This is a genomic window from Trichocoleus desertorum ATA4-8-CV12 (assembly GCA_019358975.1).
GTDB classification, from domain to species: Bacteria; Cyanobacteriota; Cyanobacteriia; order FACHB-46; family FACHB-46; genus Trichocoleus; species Trichocoleus desertorum_A.
The window spans coordinates 124,743-141,351 of sequence record JAHHIL010000008.1; the positions used below are offsets into that span (position 1 = coordinate 124,743).

General features: G+C 49.0%; 17 protein-coding genes and 1 tRNA gene. 8 read left to right on the forward strand and 10 right to left on the reverse strand.

The genetic code is table 11. The features are described from left to right. Window positions 1-41: 41 nt before the first annotated feature. The 5 genes from KME12_09765 (at window position 42) to KME12_09785 (ending at window position 5,966) form a co-directional block, all read left to right on the forward strand. Complete coding sequence (locus KME12_09765) at window positions 42-1,721, forward strand: Gldg family protein (protein ID MBW4488065.1); 1,680 nt, start codon at window positions 42-44, stop codon at window positions 1,719-1,721. A 190-nt stretch (window positions 1,722-1,911) separates the two neighbouring features. Continuing rightward, window positions 1,912-2,760, forward strand: a complete 849-nt coding sequence (locus tag KME12_09770) for a DUF4340 domain-containing protein (protein MBW4488066.1) — start codon at window positions 1,912-1,914, stop codon at window positions 2,758-2,760. A 91-nt stretch (window positions 2,761-2,851) separates the two neighbouring features. Further along, the gene (purU, locus tag KME12_09775; protein ID MBW4488067.1) at window positions 2,852-3,706 is read left to right on the forward strand and encodes a formyltetrahydrofolate deformylase; all 855 of its coding nucleotides are present in this window, start codon (window positions 2,852-2,854) and stop codon (window positions 3,704-3,706) included. A 291-nt stretch (window positions 3,707-3,997) separates the two neighbouring features. After that, window positions 3,998-5,251 carry an amidohydrolase gene (locus tag KME12_09780; GenBank protein MBW4488068.1) on the forward strand — a complete coding sequence of 418 codons (1,254 nt, stop codon included), beginning with the start codon at window positions 3,998-4,000 and terminating at the stop codon, window positions 5,249-5,251. A gap of 19 nt (window positions 5,252-5,270) precedes the next feature. Next, window positions 5,271-5,966, forward strand: a complete 696-nt coding sequence (locus KME12_09785; protein MBW4488069.1) for a Uma2 family endonuclease — start codon at window positions 5,271-5,273, stop codon at window positions 5,964-5,966. A gap of 1 nt (window position 5,967) precedes the next feature. Here KME12_09785 and KME12_09790 read toward each other — a convergent pair whose 3' ends face one another. Further along, window positions 5,968-6,516, reverse strand: a complete 549-nt coding sequence (locus KME12_09790) for a hypothetical protein (protein MBW4488070.1) — start codon at window positions 6,514-6,516, stop codon at window positions 5,968-5,970. A gap of 105 nt (window positions 6,517-6,621) precedes the next feature. Between KME12_09790 and KME12_09795 the strand changes: the two genes are divergently transcribed. After that, window positions 6,622-7,122 (forward strand): hypothetical protein, encoded by a 501-nt coding sequence (locus KME12_09795; GenBank protein MBW4488071.1) that lies wholly within the window; start codon window positions 6,622-6,624, stop codon window positions 7,120-7,122. A gap of 52 nt (window positions 7,123-7,174) precedes the next feature. On the opposite strand, the gene KME12_09800 is transcribed toward KME12_09795, so the two are convergent. Then, entirely contained in the window at window positions 7,175-7,504 is a 330-nt protein-coding gene (locus KME12_09800) for a hypothetical protein (protein MBW4488072.1), read from the reverse strand. A gap of 164 nt (window positions 7,505-7,668) precedes the next feature. Here KME12_09800 and leuC point away from each other — a divergent pair, with 164 nt between their 5' ends. Continuing rightward, on the forward strand, window positions 7,669-9,072 hold the full coding sequence (gene leuC / locus KME12_09805; protein ID MBW4488073.1) for a 3-isopropylmalate dehydratase large subunit: 1,404 nt from the start codon (window positions 7,669-7,671) through the stop codon (window positions 9,070-9,072). Window positions 9,073-9,083: 11 nt separating this feature from the next. Continuing rightward, window positions 9,084-9,686, forward strand: coding sequence for a 3-isopropylmalate dehydratase small subunit (leuD, locus tag KME12_09810; protein MBW4488074.1), 603 nt, complete (start codon window positions 9,084-9,086; stop codon window positions 9,684-9,686). An 89-nt stretch (window positions 9,687-9,775) separates the two neighbouring features. Here leuD and KME12_09815 read toward each other — a convergent pair whose 3' ends face one another. From KME12_09815 to glyQ, 8 genes are all read right to left on the reverse strand, one after another. Then, a complete protein-coding gene (locus KME12_09815) occupies window positions 9,776-10,318 on the reverse strand; it encodes an NAD(P)H-quinone oxidoreductase subunit J (protein MBW4488075.1) in 543 nt (180 codons plus the stop codon). Then, a complete protein-coding gene (locus KME12_09820) occupies window positions 10,311-11,054 on the reverse strand; it encodes an NADH dehydrogenase subunit K (GenBank protein ID MBW4488076.1) in 744 nt (247 codons plus the stop codon). The genes KME12_09815 and KME12_09820 overlap by 8 nt, the downstream gene beginning before the upstream one ends. After that, entirely contained in the window at window positions 11,051-11,413 is a 363-nt protein-coding gene (gene ndhC, locus KME12_09825; GenBank protein ID MBW4488077.1) for a photosynthetic/respiratory NAD(P)H-quinone oxidoreductase subunit C, read from the reverse strand. The genes KME12_09820 and ndhC overlap by 4 nt, the downstream gene beginning before the upstream one ends. 358 nt (window positions 11,414-11,771) lie before the next feature. Next, the gene (locus tag KME12_09830; protein MBW4488078.1) at window positions 11,772-12,284 is read right to left on the reverse strand and encodes a hypothetical protein; all 513 of its coding nucleotides are present in this window, start codon (window positions 12,282-12,284) and stop codon (window positions 11,772-11,774) included. A gap of 72 nt (window positions 12,285-12,356) precedes the next feature. Next, a tRNA-Ser gene (locus KME12_09835) sits at window positions 12,357-12,441 on the reverse strand. Window positions 12,442-12,483: 42 nt separating this feature from the next. Next, on the reverse strand, window positions 12,484-14,838 hold the full coding sequence (locus tag KME12_09840) for a ComEC/Rec2 family competence protein (protein MBW4488079.1): 2,355 nt from the start codon (window positions 14,836-14,838) through the stop codon (window positions 12,484-12,486). A gap of 28 nt (window positions 14,839-14,866) precedes the next feature. Then, a complete protein-coding gene (locus KME12_09845; protein MBW4488080.1) occupies window positions 14,867-15,343 on the reverse strand; it encodes a DUF4079 domain-containing protein in 477 nt (158 codons plus the stop codon). A 159-nt stretch (window positions 15,344-15,502) separates the two neighbouring features. Further along, a complete protein-coding gene (gene glyQ / locus KME12_09850; GenBank protein ID MBW4488081.1) occupies window positions 15,503-16,390 on the reverse strand; it encodes a glycine--tRNA ligase subunit alpha in 888 nt (295 codons plus the stop codon). Window positions 16,391-16,609: the final 219 nt, after the last annotated feature.

Genomic DNA, 16,609 nt, shown 5'->3' on the forward strand with positions numbered 1-16,609 from the left:
ACTTGCAAGTACTATCCCTGTTAAGGGTTGAGTAGAATTCGATGAAACAAATTCCTACCACCTGGAAATCGTTCAAGCAATCTTGGCAATGGCTCTTCTGGGCTGGGCCAGTACTGGTAGTTATAGGCTTATCAGCCGGAGCTGTGTCTGGAAATTGGGGTGCTGTGCCTGTCGGTCTGACGATCGCTGGCATCGTGTTGATTGGTGTATGGTTAGTGCTACAAAGCCAACCAGGTTCTGGGTTTTGGGGCAGACGCTCGACTCAAGCCAGTACCAATGCACTCCTCTCAACTTTGGCAGTTGTGGTCATCCTCGGTTTGATTAATTTCCTAGGAGTCCGCTATGCCAACCAGATTGATCTGACTGAAAACCAACTTTATACCCTCGCTCCCCAGTCACAGGCGATCTTGAGACGCTTGCCCCAACCTGTGAAAGTTTGGGTATTTATGGACCCGAACAGTCCTAATCCGAACTCTGGGCCAACTCAAGCTTTGCTAGATCAATATAAGCGTCAATCCAGACAATTTAATTTCGAGCTGGTTGATCCGCAAGCCCAACCAGGATTAGCGCAATCTTTTGGCATTCAGGATGTGGGCGATGTTTATCTTGAGGCAGGCCAAAAACGTCAGTTTCTGCAAAACCTCAAGAGCGAGCGTTTGGTGGAAGGGCGGCTCACTAATGCGATTGAGCAGATCACGAGCGATCGCCAAGCGAAAATTTATTTCTTGCAAGGTCATGGGGAGTCTCCCTTAGAGGGGAGCCAAGGGGGTTTAGCTCAAGCCAAGGCTTTGTTGCAGGAGAAAAACTTTGTTAGTGAACCCCTGAACTTGGTGGAACAACTGACTGTGCCTGAGGATGCGGCAGCTGTGGTCGTGGCTGGCCCTAAGCAAGCTTTGTTTGACAAAGAAGTCAGAGAGCTGAACGCTTATTTGCAACAGGGGGGTAGTGTCTTGCTGATGATTGACCCCAATGTAGATCCGAAGCTAGACAGCTTGCTGAAAAATTGGGGCGTGACGCTAGACAACCGACTTGCGATCAATGCTTCGGCTCAGCAAACGGTTGAGTTTGGCCCAGCGGCTCCTGTGGTGAACCAGTATGGCGATCACCCGATTACTAAAGATTTTGGCAATCGCTATTCGATTTATCCGATCGCAAGACCCATTCAAATGACTCCGATTCCTGGGGTGCAGGAAACTCCTTTGTTGGTGACGAGTCCTGAGAGTTGGGCAGAGAGTGAGCCTAAAAATCAAAACTTGGAGTTTAATCCGGGGAGCGATCGCCAAGGGCCTTTGATGTTGGGTGTCGCGCTAAGCAAGACGGCTCAGCCGACGACACCTACTCAGCCCTCTCCCTCACCTAGCCCAGTTGCTAGTCCATCGGCTTCTCCAATTGCCAGTCCGAGCCCTAGCCCTAGTCCTTCCCCAACCACTTCTGAAGCCGATAAAAAGCCATCTGAAGCTAGGTTGGTTGTGGTAGGTAATTCTAGGTTTGCTACGGATGGTTTGTTTGGTCAGCAGTTGAATGGCGATGTCTTCCTTAATTCGGTGAGTTGGCTCAGCAAGCGGGATGACCAGGTTTTATCGATTCGTCCGAAGGAGGACAAGAACCGTCGAATTACGATGACGGCGCAGCAGGCTAATTTGGTGGGTTGGTTGTCGCTGGCTATTTTGCCTTTACTGGGTTTTGGGGCTGCTGGGGTGATGTGGTGGCAGCGACGATAGTGATTAAATCTGTGTAAAAAACCCGAGCCTTGGGGGCACTCGCCCCCAAACCCCCGCTGAGGGACGGTTGCGTCCCCCAGACCCCCTCCAAAAGTGGGTTGAAGGCACTGTGGAACTTTGACAGGAAGGTTTGACTTTCAATTCAGAATCTAAAATCTAAAATCCAAAATCCAAAATCCAAAATGGGGATATGAAGCTGAAGTCGAAAACTTTGATTTTGCTCTTACTAGCTTGTGGGTTGGGGGGCTTTGTCTACTTTTATGAAATTCGTGGGGGTGGCAGGGGTCAAGAGCAGCAAGCGCAAGCGTCGGGTCAGCAGATTTTTGCCTTTGAGGAGTCGCAAGTTCAGGCTTTGACGCTAACAACAGCAGGGCAAACGCTGGAGTTTGTCAAAACCCCTTCTTCTGTGGCAAAGTCTGGTACGTCTGCATCTCTAGGCCCACAGACGGAGAAATCAACACAGAAACTAACAGAGAAGCAATCTGAGGCGAAGCAACCTCAGTCTCAATGGCTGTTGAAAGCGCCAGAAACGGGTCCGGCGAATGATGCTTCGGTGGCTTTTTTGCTGAGTTTGCTGGCAACTGGACGGAGCGATCGCACGATTAAAGCGCCTGCAACTCAGAAGGCTGACTTTGGCTTGGATCAACCCACAGCGACGATTGAGGTGAAGCTAAATAATCAGAAAACTCACCGTTTCATTTTGGGTAAGCCTGACTTTAATCAGAGCTTTTGGTACGCTCAAGCTGATCCAGTAGCTTCTGGTACGCCAGAGTTATCCGTTTTGTTAGTGTCTCCAGACTTTAACAATGCTGTGAGTCGCCCGCTCTCGGAGTGGAAAGCAACTTCAGAAGCTCCCACTCCATCTCCTGCTGCATCTCCTGCGACGGGGAATGCTAGCCCCACTCCTGAGTCCGATCCTGCGGCGGGGACTGCCAGCCCTAGCCCTGAGTCCGATCCTGCGACAGACAGTGCGAGTCCTACCCTGTCAACTAGTCCTGATGCCAGTGTCTCCCCTGCTCCTGCTCCTCCAACAGAATAGTCGCTAAGCGTTTTATTTTTGGTAATGATGAAGGGGCGGACCAGAGTGCACCCCTTTTTAGTTTTGCACCCTATTCAGTCCGAATCTCTACATGACCAGTCCTACCGCTACTCTTTTAATTTCCTGTCCTGACCAAAGGGGACTCGTCGCAAAAATTGCCAATTTTATTTATGCCAATGGCGGTAATATTATTCATGCTGACCAGCATACCGATTTTGAAGCGGGGTTATTTCTGACGCGGATTGAGTGGCAACTAGAAGGGTTTAATTTACCCCGTGATCTAATTGGGCCTGCTTTTAATGCGATCGCTCAACCTTTACAAGCAAATTGGCGCTTACACTTTTCGGATACGGTGCCTCGGATGGCTATTTGGGTGAGCCGCCAAGACCATTGTTTGTTTGATTTAATTTGGCGACAACGGGCGCAAGAGTTTGCGGCTGAGATTCCGCTGATTATTAGCAACCACCCAGATTTGGGCGCGATCGCTGAGCAATTTGGTATCGATTATCATCACATTCCGATCAGCAAAGAGCATAAAGCGGAGCAAGAAAACCAGCAGCTAGCCTTACTGCAACAGTACCGGATTGATTTAGTGGTGCTAGCTAAGTACATGCAAGTTTTGAGCGCTGACTTTATCTCTAATTTTCCTCAAGTAATTAATATTCATCACTCTTTCTTGCCTGCTTTTGCGGGAGCCAATCCCTACCAACGGGCTTACAAGCGTGGGGTCAAGATCATTGGGGCTACATCTCACTACGTGACTGAAGACTTAGATGCAGGACCGATTATTGAGCAAGATGTTGTGCGAGTCAGCCATCGCGATGATGTGGGTGATTTAATCCGCAAGGGCAAAGACTTGGAGCGCGTGGTTTTGGCTAGAGCGGTGCGCCTACATCTAGAAAATTGGGTGTTGGTCTACAGCAATCGCACTGTTGTATTTGAGTAAAGTGATATTCCCCAAAATATTGATTTATATTCGTAAGCATCAAACTATTTCAAACAGTTACCAATTAAGTACTCAAGCCACCACAGTCACCTTTCAGATTCAAGACCATATCTGGAAGGCCGTGTAATTAATTGGGAGTCGGGCGATCGCTTTCCTTGCTAGCTAAGGGTAAGAAGTGAGCAAATTGGCAAACTAGCTTCACGCTTTACTATAAAGACAGATGGGCACCCTAAGTATTAACGCCTCCCGATCATTCTTCTTTGTAATTCAGCCGCAAGCCACCTTTGCCCTATGGTTTCTACTTCTTTAAGCCCACTTCCCGTCGATCAATCTCGGATTCGGCCAGCTATTCAGTCGTTGCAACCCCAGCTAGTAGAGTGGCGCAGACGGCTACACCAGCGACCAGAACTAGGCTTTCGTGAGAAACTAACGGCAGAATTTGTGGCCCAAAAGCTAACTGAATGGGGCATTGACCATCAAACCGGAATTGCCCAAACCGGAATCGTCGCTACGATCGCAGGTACCAAAGCGACTTCCGAAGCAATCCAAAATCCAAAATCCAAAATCCAAAATCAGAAAGTTTTGGCGATCCGGGCCGACATGGATGCCCTACCAATCCAAGAAGAAAATGAGGTGCCCTACCGATCGCAACATGATGGCTTGATGCATGCCTGTGGTCACGATGGACATACCGCGATCGCTCTTGGCACTGCCTACCATCTCTCTCAACATCGAGGTAGCTTTGCGGGTACGGTAAAAATTATTTTTCAACCCGCCGAAGAAGGCCCAGGCGGCGCACAGCCCATGATTGAGGCAGGAGTGCTGCAAAACCCAACGGTTGATGCGATCGTGGGTCTGCACCTGTGGAATAACTTGCCGCTAGGAACGGTTGGTGTAAGAACTGGGGCACTGATGGCAGCTGTAGAACTATTTCGTTGCACCATTCAAGGTCGAGGCGGACACGGTGCCATTCCCCACCAAACTATAGACTCAATTGTAGTTAGTGCTCAAATCGTCAACGCTCTGCAAACCATTGTTGCCCGCAACGTCAACCCGATTGATTCCGCAGTAGTGACCGTGGGAGAACTCCATGCAGGCACCGCCACCAATGTCATCGCGGCCTCAGCCAAAATGAGCGGCACGGTACGTTACTTCAATCCAGCACTAGCAGGCTTTTTCAGTCAGCGGATTGAGCAGATTATTGCAGGGATTTGTCAAAGTCATGGAGCCAGCTACGAGTTGAATTATCAATCTCTGTACCCGCCTGTGATTAATGATGGGGCGATCGCAGACCTGGTTCGTTCTGTGGCGGAAAATGTAGTTGAGGCAGAGGTGGGCATTGTTCCAGAATGCCAAACAATGGGTGGTGAAGATATGTCCTTCTTCTTGCAGCAAGTTCCTGGTTGCTACTTCTTCCTCGGTTCCGCCAATATTCACAAAGGCTTAGCCTACCCCCACCACCATCCCCGCTTCGACTTTGACGAAACCGCTTTAGGTATGGGCGTAGAAATTTTTGCCCGCTGCGTTGAGAAATTTTGTGTTTAAGGCCATTTATAGGCGCACTATGACTTCTCTAACAACCACCCCACAATCCACAAGTATTGTTTACCCCAGTTCTGATGGTGAGCTTGTGGCCGAAACCTATGTGCATTTCTACGCCCTACTCGTCACCTTGGAAGTGTTGCGGCAATATTTAGCAGGTCGGCAAGCCACCGTTCTCGCTAACCAGTTTCTCTATTACGCCCAAGGTTTTCCCAAACTGCGAGTGGCTCCGGATGTCATGGTGATTTTTGATGTGGCTCCCGGTGGACGGGACAATTACAAAATCTGGGAAGAAGGCCAAGTGCCCTCGGTGATTTTTGAGTTAACTTCCGAAGGCACCCGTGAACAAGACAAAATTTTCAAAAAAACGTTGTACGAGCAGCTAGGCGTGCAAGAGTACTGGCTATTTGACCCCAAAGGGGAATGGATAGAAGGCCAACTTCAGGGCTATCGTCTCCGAGGAGATGTCTACGAACCCATTACGGATGGGCGCAGCGAACCTTTGCAATTGCGCTTACAACCAGAAGGCCAATTTCTCACGTTCTATCGCGAAGACACAGGCGAAAAACTATTAGCCCCTGAAGAACTGGCTCAAGCCCTAGCACAATCTCAAACTCAAATAGAAGCCGAAAGGCTGAAGGCAGAGCAGGAAAGCCAACGAGCCGATCGCCTAGCTGCCAAGTTACGAGCGCTTGGTATAGACCCCGAAGCCGAATAATTTAGCGCTTATAATCTAGCGGATCTACGGCCAGCAACAGTGCTTCTTTGGTTTTGGGAATCAACAGATACACGCGGCGATCGCCCACCACCAAATCCGTAGAACCAAAATCAGTCGCATCTGTAATTCCTTGAGCCAACCAATCATGCGCTTCGTTCCAGTCGGGCAGCATCACCTGCAAAAACTCTTCCATGTAGTTCAGAGTTTGCGGCTTTCTCTGCTTGGTCAATGGCTTATGAACCACTAAAACTGCGTTAGTCACCAGCTCTTTCGGTGTGACATTCAGGCGCACTGTGGCCACGCCATCTTTAGATTTACCAATAAAAGCCGTCTCGGTTTTAGGTTCCAGCCGAAAGCCCAGTTGCTCAAAATTTCCTTGCAGAGAAACTAGCGTGACGCCCAGATTAGAGTTCAGTGCCCAGGCATCCCCAGGCATCCAGAGCGCGATCGCCACTAACAAGGAGAGTACTGTGGCGATCGCCCTTCGACTGATCCGCGCGAGTGATTGATTAAAACAATTTGCTAAGCGTGAATTGAAACTCTTCAGCATGACAAACAAAATTTAGTGAGAGTATATTCTATTGTCTCATCGTTACATAAATTTACTAAATTACTTTAAGCTACTACTAAGTGCTGAGGAGAGTATGTACGCTGTATGACCCAACATTCAGATTTCAGAGCAGACATTGACGAAGTTCTAAAAGCCTTAAACCTGCCTGCCGATGATTTCAGGCTAGTTGGTCCGCATGACTATGAACTGATCTTGGTGTCAATTCTCGATCGATTTATAACCTTAGGTAAAAAAGGACTGAATTACTCTGCGTGGTGGGATTCCTTCAAGGAACCATTTTGCTCCATCTGGCTTGAAGATGTACCTGGAATATTGAAAGAGTTTATACCTCTACAGGAGAACGTTTGGTTCGTTATTGAGGACTGGAAAAGAACAAAATGGCAAGGCAACTTTTGGCTTTACGAAGGGACAATTGCAGCAATTACTGACGTAATCAAAGAAATGTATGGATTTGAATATTACATCGTCTCTAAAAAGTTTGAGTGGCTACTAGGTGAAGATCATCACGGGGTTTTGATCGGTGTTGGAAACTCTATGACTGAAAAGATAGAACACTTAAAATTTAGTCTTAAGAACAACCCTTAACAAGCATCTTGCAATAGCGTCAGTATGTTGGATAAGTTTAGACCGCTTGTTGTTACTGAAGGCTATTTGTCTGGCGTGGAAAGTTAGCCAGATAAATAAGTTCCACACTACTACAGTGAAGCGCGAACTTCCACCGACCGTCAGGCTGCTCTGCGCTGTCAAATTCAATAATGTCCCACGGTAAGGCATATTCTTCGGCTGACTCATCTGGACTAGCCCAGACTGATAGTAATGTCGCTTGTTCAAAAACTGCCTTAGTGGTGGAAGTAAGAGCAACCCAAGGGGCAATCTCCACAACTACTTGATTTATTGACAGTGAAAAGTAGGTAACTGCATGGGTTCCATAATCACCAAACAGTAACTGCTCAATTTTTGATGCCATATATTCACCCTTCATAATCTAAGAAGTTAATCAGAAATTTGTTTTGTGTATTCCTCATTACTTATTTGATGAGTAAGAGCCAAAAATCCTTCTTGAGAGGGTAGCTTGGCTCTGCGTTACAATAAGGGACTAACCCTTTAGTGCATTCAGTACCGAACGTCAGCATGAGCAAAGGCACACTCTTCGATAAAGTCTGGGATTTACACACCGTTGGAATTCTCCCCTCAGGCCAAACCCAACTGTTTATTGGTCTGCACCTAATTCACGAAGTCACCAGCCCTCAAGCTTTTGCCATGCTGCGCGATCGCGGCCTAAAAGTGCTGTATCCAGAGCGAACCGTAGCCACCGTAGACCACATCGTACCAACGGAGAACCAAGCACGTCCCTTTGCCGACAGCTTGGCCGAGGAAATGATGCAGTCCCTAGAGCAAAACTGTGCCGAGCATAAGATTCGTTTTTATAACGTTGGGTCTGGTAGTCAAGGCATTGTTCATGTAATTGCTCCAGAACTAGGCTTCACTCAACCAGGCATGACGATCGCTTGTGGAGATAGCCATACTTCCACCCACGGAGCTTTTGGCGCGATCGCCTTTGGCATTGGCACCAGCCAAGTGCGAGATGTGTTGGCTTCCCAAACATTGGCCCTCGCCAAGCTGAAGGTCCGTAAGGTTGAAGTCAATGGCCCCCTGAAGCCCGGAGTCTACGCCAAAGATGTTGTTCTGCACATCATTCGGAAACTAGGTGTCAAAGGTGGCGTAGGCTATGCCTATGAATTTGCGGGCAGCACCTTTGAGGACATGAGCATGGAAGAACGCATGACCGTCTGCAACATGGCAATCGAGGGTGGTGCCCGTTGTGGCTACGTCAACCCGGATGCAGTGACCTTTGAATATCTTAAAGGCCGCGATTTTGCGCCTAAGAGTGAAGCGTGGGATAAAGCTGTAGATTGGTGGCAAAGCCTGCGGAGTGATGCGGATGCCGAGTATGACGATGTTGTCGTGTTTGATGCAGCTGACATTGCCCCCACCATCACTTGGGGCATTACCCCCGGTCAAGGCATCGCCATTAACGAACTGATTCCCACACCCGACACCTTACCTGCTGACGAAGAAGCGATCGCGGAAGAAGCCTACCGCTATATGGATTTGCAACCAGGTCAGCCGATTCAAGGCACCAAAGTTGATGTCTGCTTTGTGGGTAGCTGCACCAACGGTCGGATCAGCGATTTACGCGAAGCCGCTAAGTTTGCCCAAGGGCGACAAGTTGCAGAAGGAGTTAAAGCTTTTATCGTTCCTGGCTCGGAGCGTGTGAAACTGCAAGCAGAAGTCGAAGGACTAGACAAGATTTTTGTCGCAGCAGGCTTTGAGTGGCGCGAACCTGGTTGCTCCATGTGCCTCGCGATGAACCCCGACAAACTCGAAGGCCGTCAGCTTAGCGCTTCCTCCTCCAACCGCAACTTCAAAGGTCGTCAAGGTTCGGCTTCTGGTCGTACTTTGTTGATGAGTCCCGCGATGGTGGTAGCCGCTGCCGTTACAGGAAAAGTTTCTGACGTTCGTGAATTACTGTAGGGGAGCTTGTCATGAGTAGCGAAGTTAAGGCAGTAGTAGGGCGGGGTGTGCCCCTCATTGGCAACGATATTGACACCGATCGCATTATTCCAGCGCGGTTTTTGCGCTGCGTCACCTTTGATGGTCTTGGCGCACAAGTATTCGCAGACGATCGCACCCAAACTCAAGGGCAGCATCCCTTTGATCAACCGCAGTATCAGGGAGCCAAGATTCTAGCCGTGAACGGCAACTTTGGTTGTGGATCGTCTCGTGAGCACGCACCGCAAGCCCTGGCTAAATGGGGTATCCAAGCGATCGTAGGTGAGAGCTTTGCCGAAATCTTCTTTGGCAACTGTGTGGCGCTGGGAGTACCTTGTGTGATGGCGGCTCCAGAAGACGCCAAGCAATTGCAAGCTGCGATCGCCACCAATCCAGAAGCCGAAGTCAAAGTAGACCTGGAAGCGATGCAAGTACAATGTGGCGACCTCACCATTGCAGTTTCTATGGCAGATGGACCGCGACAAATGTTCACCTGTGGCACTTGGGATGCTTGCGGTCAACTCGTTGCCCAAGCTGATCACATCCGAGCGACTGCGGCTCAACTACCTTATATTGCCTGGTCTGCAAGCGCTTAAATCAATAAAAAACCTCACCCCCATCCCCTCTCCTTCGAGGAGAGGGGTGCCGTAGGCGGGGAGAGGTTCAGATTGTTAGCAGCATCAAATTAGTAAGCGTCCTGCAACTCGTAGAAGTCGGGCGAGATGTAGTCTTTGCGGAGTGGCCAACCCACCCAATCTTCGGGCATCAGCAGGCGCTTTAGGTCAGGGTGTCCCTCGTAGACGATACCAAGCATGTCAAAAGCTTCTCGCTCTTGCCAGTCAGCGGTTTTCCAAATCCAATAGACGGAGGGAATTCTGGGATCTTCGCGAGGGAGAAAGACCTTGATTCTCACTTCATCGGGGCGATCGCTGTAGTCGCTAACTTTAGTCAGGTCGTAGAAGCTGACCAACTCTTGCCCAGGACCAGAATCATACCCACCTTGACAGCGCAGGTAGTTAAACCCATAGGCATAAAGAGCAGTCGCGATCGGAATCAGAAAATCGCGATCGACCTTAAGCATTTCCACACCAGAGTGGTCAGGCCCTAAAGACTCATGCTCAAATCCGTTCTCACTCAGCCATTTCGAGATTCTACCCGCCTCGACAATGGGAGCTGCTGCCTGAGATTGTTCTGCTCCATTTTCAGGAGATTTAGATTCTTCAGCCACGACGCAATTCCTCCTTCTCTGCGGCCTTCAAAGCGGGTGGCACTGGCAGACCCATCGCTTCTGTAAGCTCCTTGGGTGGCGCTTGACGAGTTGGAACCTGCAAATAAGCTCCTGTGGTAATGTCAGGCACCTGCTTCATCTTGTGAGGAATGCTGTAATAGCGATGAGTTTGGCTTTGCTTGCCGCGCTCTTGCATTGAGTCATTGGCAATTTTTTTTCTAAGTTTGATGATCGCATCAATGATTGCTTCTGGCCGTGGCGGGCAACCGGGTAGATAAACATCTACAGGAATCAGCTTATCCACACCACGCACCGTTGTTGGCGAGTCTACGGTAAACATCCCACCTGTAATCGTGCAAGCACCCATCGCGATCACATACTTGGGGTCGGGCATTTGCTCATACAGACGAACTAAAGCAGGGGCCATCTTCATGTTGATCGTACCCGCAGTGATGATCAAATCAGCTTGGCGCGGGCTAGAACGCGGAATCAAGCCAAAGCGATCGAAGTCAAAACGGGAGCCAATCAGAGCTGCAAACTCGATAAAGCAGCAGGCAGTTCCATATAGCAAGGGCCACAAGCTAGAAAGGCGCGCCCAGTTATAGAGGTCATCCACAGTCGTTAAGATGACGTTTTCAGACAGCGCTTGCGTCACCTGAGGACGCTCAATGGGATTGATAATTTGCTCATTTGGCTGCAAAATTGCGCCATTTTGAGCCGCATCTTTAGGACTCATGACCATTCCAAGGCTCCTTTACGCCAAGCGTAAACTAGACCAATCACCAGAATTGCAATAAAAACCAGTGCTTCGATAAAAGCTAGCAACCCTAGTTGGTTAAATGCGACGGCCCAGGGGTACAAGAAAACCGTCTCTACGTCGAAGATGACAAAGACCAGTGCAAACATGTAGTAGCGAATGTTGAACTGAATCCAGGCACCCCCAATCGGTTCCATCCCTGACTCATAAGTGGTGCGGCGCTCAGGCCCTCGGAGCCGAGGACGCAATAGCTTAGACGCGCTCAGGGCCAGGACAGGTACCAGGCTGCAGATAATTAAAAAGCCTAAAAAGTACTCGTAACCACTAAGGACAAACACTGCTAATAACTACCGCTTTAGTGAAGGAACTTGCGTTGCTTTTCATTTACATTTTGACACGCTCATCTTAAACTGGCGTGCCCTATGAGTCACCCCTACTACAACTGTAGAAGTCATTCTTGTAGCCAAGGAAATTGGTGACAAGACTGTACCCACTTCTTGAGTATAAATTCCTGTGCATCAATCTACCCATTCCAACTGCCACATCTTTAATCTTTTGGATAATGTTCCAAAAACATGGCGATCGCTCCTTGTTCCTCCATGAGCGTCTGGAGAATAGGAGCGATCGCGTCGCTAAGAGCCGTCACGAAGGGTAATCAATCAGAGTCATTACCCAATCCGAGCGATGAGTGGCTGATTACCGTCCATTGCATAAAATGCTCAGGTCTGTTCTTATTCCTCTCGCATCAATTACACGACAACTGCGATCCACAGACTCACTAGCTTGGGAAAGACCTTCATACCCAATATATCCTTGAGGCAAAGAGCGCATGGCTACTACCGATTCTAATCCAGCAGCAAAGTCTAAAGAAGTGGGGGCCGCATACTCGATTGTTGGCCCCTCTACTGATGCCGCAACTCCCTCACAACCAGGTAATTCAGAAACTCTTGCCTGTGCGGCCTGCCAATCTTGCAATTGATGCCGAAACTGGATCAGGCGTTGCCGATCCTGAGAGGTGATGCGAGGGTTGCCGATGCGAGGCCCCATTGCCCTAATTGCTTGATTCCAGTTGTTTTGGCAAACCAAGTCTTTGAGTGAAGAGTCAAGCTGGGGTAAATTGAGTGCTTGGCTTTTAGCAGCAAGACCGAGACCCTCTACGCTCAACAGAGCGGGAGTTAACAGTGCAATTGAACTAAATTCTCTCAGCATAATCAATACCGCGAAGTTCCAACCCCTTTTTCAGATGATTCGTTGGCTATCCGGTATCTTTGCTGTAATCAACGGAGAGGGGGGGATTCGAACCCCCGTTGAGTTGCCCCAAAACAGATTTCGAGTCTGCCGCATTCAACCACTCTGCCACCTCTCCAGAGGTTTGAGTCTCTATTTATTTTAGAGCGATTTACTCATTTTACAGCAGAGGAACCTCGTTTTCCGTAGATTCTAGAGTCCTAGTTAAGCCTTGATCGGGTTCCCACTGCAAAGCACCGTCTCGCCCAGTCCAATACAGTTGAATTTTGCGGCGCTGAAGCTGAGCAATCGTATTGGGGTCAACCGAGGCAGCAGAAGCGATCGCAATTTTAGGATTTATAGTTTTTAATAGGCTATCGGTCAAAGGTTCTCCAGTCCACCAAAGCACTTGGGCTGGAGTTACTTGGCCTGACTCTACTAAAGCATTTTGTTCACTGCTCTTAAGATGACTCAACCAGATCCAAGGCTGATTGTGCAGCTTAAACGCCCAAACAGATAGATCCGTACTGACAGGTTGCACAACCGTAGAGCCAATTTGAATGGTCTGGCTGGATGTTAGAAGTTGGTGATGCTGTTGCGGGGGCAGATTTGGGAGCGTAGCGTCCTGGTTAAGGGCTGGAGCGGATTGGCGATCGCTAAAGCTGACCGTAGACACAGCGCCTGTATACAAAGCTTTAACTGGCAACCTTTCGACAATCTGAGACCAACCTTGACGACGACTACGCTCCGTATCGGTGGCTACAGCCCAATCAATCTGATTAATTCCTTGCTTTTGCAGGAATGGTAACACGGTCAAACTAGCCGTTGCTTCATTGCCACTATTTACCAAACCAACCCGACTTTGATCCTGAACCACTAAAATAGGCTCTCCCGATGTCGCTAGGACAGTCGCCCGAAACAAAGTGGTGTAGCTATACCAAACTGGCAGTACAACTAAGCTAACCGCAATCAGACTTGCTGCCCACCAGCGACGCTGCCACCAAGTCTGTAGCCAAGCAAGACAAACCAGACCATACAAGACCACGAGTTGTAGTGTGGAAATCGTACCTACAGCAATCGAGTTACCTGGTAAGCGGCTAAAGAAATCAACAATGGCAATTAACGCATGGGTAGGGTAGTAAAGGAGCCATGCGAGCGCACTACCCGCGACAGGCCAAATCAAAGCAGCTAAGGCACTAATGACACCACCAATACTAATGACCGCAATCAACGGAGTGGTCAGAAAGTTAACCGGAATGCTGTAAGGAGAGACCAAACCAAAAGCGTACAGTTGAAGAGGTAAGGTCCATAAATAGGCGGCAATTGGCACTGCCATTAGGGTCGCGATCGCAGGCGGGAGCCAATCTAGCCGCTTGATCAAAGGCGGCACAGTAACCAGTAAACCCAGGGTAGCCAACAAGCTTAATTGGAATCCTAAGTCCCAAATCCACAGCGGGTTCCACAAGAGTAAACCTGTGGCTGCAACCAACAGCGAACCCAAAGGCTTGATTTTTCGCTGCATCCCTAAAGCAATAAGCGCCCCAAATCCCATCAAAGCTGCTCGCAGTACCGCTGGTTGGAAACCCGCCAAACCAACAAATAGAGCCAGTGCTCCAGTTCCCCAAATCATCTGCACTCTGTTTGGAAAACGGCGAGTTAGGGACAGCACCAACCCTAAAATGAGTGAAGTTTGAAACCCGGAGGCGGCGAGCGCATGCGCTAAACCAATTTTGGCAAATTGATCCTTAACGTCATAAGGCAAATCAACCGCACGGCTTCCCAGTACCATAGCGCTAACTAGCGGCCCTTCAGGACTGCCCAACCAGCGTACCTGTGTGTGAATGATCCTTTGCCGAATTGCCCACCAACCCCATTGCGGCACAGGTGTATTGGGTGGCAAGCTAATCTGGCGACCGCTAAGACCCGCAAATCCACCTTCCTGGCCCAGATAAGCGCGAAAGTCAAATTCCCCTGGGTTTTGAGCAGGCTTGGGCTCGTATAGCTTTCCTGTTACCGCGATCGCCTGCCCAGAACGCAACCCAGTTGCTTGCAACAGCGGCACCGTGACATACAATTTGCCAGTCACAGCCTGACTAGAATTGACCCTCTCTGGAGCAATCACTTGGCTCACTTGATTTGCTTTGAGCCAAAACTGAGCTCGACCACTACGAGTCATCCGAGGAGAGCCAATCACTTTACCTTGAACTGTCACAATCTTTTCTGCTGCGGCGGTTGAAGAGTCAATCAACTTGCTCACATCATTGGATGCAGGCTGGGGGGTACGAACTTGCAAGTACAAGCTAGCCAAGAATCCAACTAATCCAGCAGCTAAACAAATTCTGGCATTCCATCTCACTTGCCAAGCTTTTGGCAACCGTAACTGTTGAGCGATCGCCTGGGGAACCACAAAACGTTGACGAGCGAGTAAGGCTGCTGCGATGCCTAGCCCTAAAATTACATAAGCACTACCCGGAATTGCAGTTAACAGCAGTCCCAGGATGTAAGCAAAACATAAAATGACACCTAATAGGGTCATCAATTGATTCCTAGATTAAATTCCTAGATTAAATCGACAACCCTAGATTCAAGCCCAGCAATGCATGAACCAGCATCAACACTAAAGCTATGCTACCCAAAAAAGCATGGACGGTACGCAATGACTTGCTGCCACCAAAACCTGTTAAAGCAATCAGACCATTAAAACCCAGCAAGCTCAACAGTAATAGCCCCGTCCAAAAATGAGGACTCTCAAAAATGGGTTGCTGCTGCATCACCAGCGATAAAACACCCCCTGTAAACCCTAGAGCCATGAACAAATACATCCAACCAGCAATCTTAGGATGGGCATTCCGATTTTGACCTGCAATCGTAGCATCAGGCGCTAATCGGCTTCGCCATCCAGTGATGCCCACTGCGCTGCCCATTGCCACAACAACAATACCCATCATGGCTGGATGTCCCCAATACACAACAGGTTCAGGAATACCCAGACTACGAAACCAAGCGGCAATTAGTTCTAGGAATTCACTCAAAGCCGACATTTGCTCTCCTCTATTTTTTGTTTTTAGCAACGACCCCAGGTCTATCGCTAAGTCATAGATCCTAGTAGTAGATCCTAAAGATTAGGTAGCTTACCTCAGAGCTTAAGAACCTTCCTCCAAAGAAAGCTCTCGGATTCTAAAAGCTACCTTCAGCAAAGATCAAGCCACTTCAGCCTCTTGCGATTCCAGCAGTGGAAAGCCCATAGCCTCTCGCTGCCTCAAATAAAGCTGAGCTACCTGCCGTGCCAAATTACGAATCTTCAGGATGTACCGGGTTCGCTCAGTGACAGAAATCACTCCTCTAGCATCCAACAAGTTGAATGTGTGAGAGCACTTCAACACATAGTCAAATGCTGGCAAAACCAATTCCTGCTGCATCAGCCGCTCCGCTTCCTCAGCGTAGAGTCCAAACAGCGAAAACAGCAGTTCTGGGTTTGATGCTTCAAAATTGTACGTCGAGTTCTCAACTTCCCATTGGAGGTGTACATCCCCGTAAGTCAACTGATCATTCCAGCGAATATCAAAAATTGAATTCACCCCTTGCAGGTACATCGTCAACCGTTCTAAGCCATAAGTGATTTCAACCGAAACAGGATGGCAATCAATGCCACCACACTGCTGAAAGTAAGTGAACTGAGTCACTTCCATACCATCTAGCCAGACTTCCCAGCCAACTCCCCAAGCTCCTACTGCCGCATCTTCCCAGTTATCTTCCACAAAACGAATATCATGCTCTTCTGGATAAATGCCTAGTGCCCTTAAAGAGTCCAGATAAATCTCCTGAATGCCATCCGGGGAAGGCTTAATCAACACTTGGTACTGATAATAGTGCTGGACTCGATTGGGATTTTCTCCATATCGCCCATCACCAGGCCGACGGCAAGGCTCAACGTAAGCAACTGCCCAAGGCTCTGGCCCGACAGCCCGCAAGAAGGTATGTGGACTCTTGGTACCCGCTCCCTTTTCCGTATCGTAGGGCTGAACAATAAGACAACCGCGATCGCCCCAAAACTGGTGCAGCGTAGCAATAACTGACTGAAAATTCACAAGCTTCCCCTCCACGCAAGCATGATGCTCTCTAGCATCTGTCTCTATATATTGTTACGCAAAGGCAGTCCCAGAGAGCCTTTGAAAAATCTTCAAAACTTTCTTCTGAGGGGGTTGACACCTTCGATATAGATTCGTTATATTGGCTAAGCGGTCGAGGGAAACGGGACGCGAAAGCGCACCGAATCAGTCGGCCCCCGCACCTAGAAAAAAGAATAG

What these genes read in the sequence shown, in the direction of transcription:
- KME12_09765 (MBW4488065.1), top strand. Translation starts at nt 42, where the DNA reads ATGAAACAAATTCCTACCACCTGGAAATCGTTCAAGCAATCTTGGCAA.
- KME12_09770 (MBW4488066.1), top strand. Translation starts at nt 1,912, where the DNA reads ATGAAGCTGAAGTCGAAAACTTTGATTTTGCTCTTACTAGCTTGTGGG.
- purU (MBW4488067.1), top strand. Translation starts at nt 2,852, where the DNA reads ATGACCAGTCCTACCGCTACTCTTTTAATTTCCTGTCCTGACCAAAGG.
- KME12_09780 (MBW4488068.1), top strand. Translation starts at nt 3,998, where the DNA reads ATGGTTTCTACTTCTTTAAGCCCACTTCCCGTCGATCAATCTCGGATT.
- KME12_09785 (MBW4488069.1), top strand. Translation starts at nt 5,271, where the DNA reads ATGACTTCTCTAACAACCACCCCACAATCCACAAGTATTGTTTACCCC.
- KME12_09790 (MBW4488070.1), bottom strand. Translation starts at nt 6,516, where the DNA reads ATGCTGAAGAGTTTCAATTCACGCTTAGCAAATTGTTTTAATCAATCA.
- KME12_09795 (MBW4488071.1), top strand. Translation starts at nt 6,622, where the DNA reads ATGACCCAACATTCAGATTTCAGAGCAGACATTGACGAAGTTCTAAAA.
- KME12_09800 (MBW4488072.1), bottom strand. Translation starts at nt 7,504, where the DNA reads ATGGCATCAAAAATTGAGCAGTTACTGTTTGGTGATTATGGAACCCAT.
- leuC (MBW4488073.1), top strand. Translation starts at nt 7,669, where the DNA reads ATGAGCAAAGGCACACTCTTCGATAAAGTCTGGGATTTACACACCGTT.
- leuD (MBW4488074.1), top strand. Translation starts at nt 9,084, where the DNA reads ATGAGTAGCGAAGTTAAGGCAGTAGTAGGGCGGGGTGTGCCCCTCATT.
- KME12_09820 (MBW4488076.1), bottom strand. Translation starts at nt 11,054, where the DNA reads ATGAGTCCTAAAGATGCGGCTCAAAATGGCGCAATTTTGCAGCCAAAT.
- KME12_09830 (MBW4488078.1), bottom strand. Translation starts at nt 12,284, where the DNA reads ATGCTGAGAGAATTTAGTTCAATTGCACTGTTAACTCCCGCTCTGTTG.
- KME12_09840 (MBW4488079.1), bottom strand. Translation starts at nt 14,838, where the DNA reads ATGACCCTATTAGGTGTCATTTTATGTTTTGCTTACATCCTGGGACTG.
- KME12_09845 (MBW4488080.1), bottom strand. Translation starts at nt 15,343, where the DNA reads ATGTCGGCTTTGAGTGAATTCCTAGAACTAATTGCCGCTTGGTTTCGT.